The following is a 1657-nucleotide window of genomic DNA, read 5'->3' as shown; positions in this document are numbered from 1 at the left end:
ACCTGGAGCACGATGAGTCCCGCACCGCCGGCGGCACGAGCGGCCTGGTAGGCGACCAGCTGGTCGGTGACGAGCCCGTCCGCGATCATGACCGTGTCGTGCCCGGTGGACACGATCCGGTTCTTCAGCTCGGTGGGTCCGATGCGCAGGGGCGTGAACAGTCGGGTGAGCATGGGGACCACTTTCTGGCAGGATAACAATAATACGAAGATATGGGATGATGCCGCGCTTCACCCGCGGATCGCCACTCGAGTTTGCGGTCGGCGACACGGCGCAGGAAGCGTCCGGCAGTTCGAATCGACGCACGCGATTCAGACCGCCGTACGACTCATGCGGTTTCGCGAGTGATGCGGCGGGCGACGAGCGCCATCCAGAACATCGCGATGTCGGCCGAGCTCCTCGTGCTCCGGCCGCTCAGCGTCTCGATCTTGCGCAGCCGGTAGCCCAGCGTCTGTCGATGGATCATCAGGCGCCGGGAGGTCTCCACCCAGCTGCGGTCGGTCGACAGGTAGACCTCGAGGGTGTTCACCAGGTCCGAGCCGTGCGCCCCGTCGTGCTCCAACAGGCTGCCGAGGATCATCCGGGTCGCGAAGTGGGCGTCGGCCAGGGTCCGCGGCAGGAAGAGCGGGGCGGCTGTCGTGTAGTCGGCGATTCCGCCGCCACCCGCGTGCGCCGCCTGCAGCGCCCACAAGGCCTGTCGGGTGCTGTCACCGAGGTGTTGCAGAGACGAGCTCGGGGCCGAGATGCCCAGGGCCGGCACGTGGGGCCCGAGCAGCTCGACAGCCGCCGCCGCGGCGGCGGTCGGGACCATCAGGAAACCGTGCTCGCCCCACTCGCAGGACAGGTGGGGCAGGGGCGTGTCGCCCATCAGGAGCCGCACCGTCGGCAGGTGTGCCGCATCGAGCCCCATGACCGTCGAAGACTCCACCTCCGCCAGCCCGAGCTGGCGCAGGCTCAGCTGGGCCGCGTCGAGGCTCAGGGTGCCCTGGATGACCTGACGAAGGATCTCGCCCCCGTCGAGGTCGGCTCGCTCCCGGTCGCGCGTGATCCGTTCGACTTCCATCGCGATCAGGCTCTGGGCATGCAGCAGCACGAAGACGTCGAGGTCGACCTCCCCGGGGCCCTCGGCGACCAACATGCACGCGCGGTGGGTCGACAGGGCCAGCGCGGTCGCCGTCACCGCACCGTCGGACTCCAGGCTGATCCGCGCAGGCAGGCGGTCGAGCTGGCCGCTCAGCCGATCGGCCAGCTCCTCGACGACCCCGCGGGCGAGGGGCGGGCCCTCGCGCATCACCTCGCTGGCGTACCGCACGTCCACGACGTGGAGACGGTGCCCGAGCTCCGCGGACAGCCGGCTCAGGAGGGACTCGTCGCCGAACGTGGCCGTCCGGGCGAGCTCGTAGAGCCGGCTCAGCCGGGCGATCCGGCGGATCTGGCTGCTCTGGCTGGCCAGCGCCACCGTGCGCCCCAGGGCCGCGAAGGGAATCGTGTGGCTCACCCCGATCACCGGGAACGCGAGCCGATCCGCCTCCTCCGCCATGGCCGCCGAGATCGGCGGCGCCTTGAGGTCGTCACCGATCGCGACCCCAGCGACACCGTGCTCGTGCAGCCGCCGCACGAAGCGGACCTGTCCGGCGTCGTCGCGCGGCACGCACAT

Annotated in this window: 1 protein-coding gene and 1 pseudogene; both read right to left on the bottom strand. The window is 70.3% G+C overall.

Annotated elements, in window-relative coordinates; all coding sequences use genetic code 11:
- Positions 1-173, bottom strand: a pseudogene (locus Q0L15_RS25075) (NADH:flavin oxidoreductase); the annotation flags it as partial.
- A 155-nt stretch (positions 174-328) separates the two neighbouring features.
- Positions 329-1657 (bottom strand): helix-turn-helix domain-containing protein (locus Q0L15_RS21250; protein WP_296606743.1); only part of this gene is annotated, 1329 nt, incomplete at its 5' end.

This window comes from Nocardioides sp., assembly GCF_024509035.1.
GTDB lineage: Bacteria > Actinomycetota > Actinomycetes > Propionibacteriales > Nocardioidaceae > Nocardioides.
The sequence above is the reverse complement of the archived record's forward strand: the minus strand, read 5'-3'. Positions and strand labels throughout refer to the sequence as shown.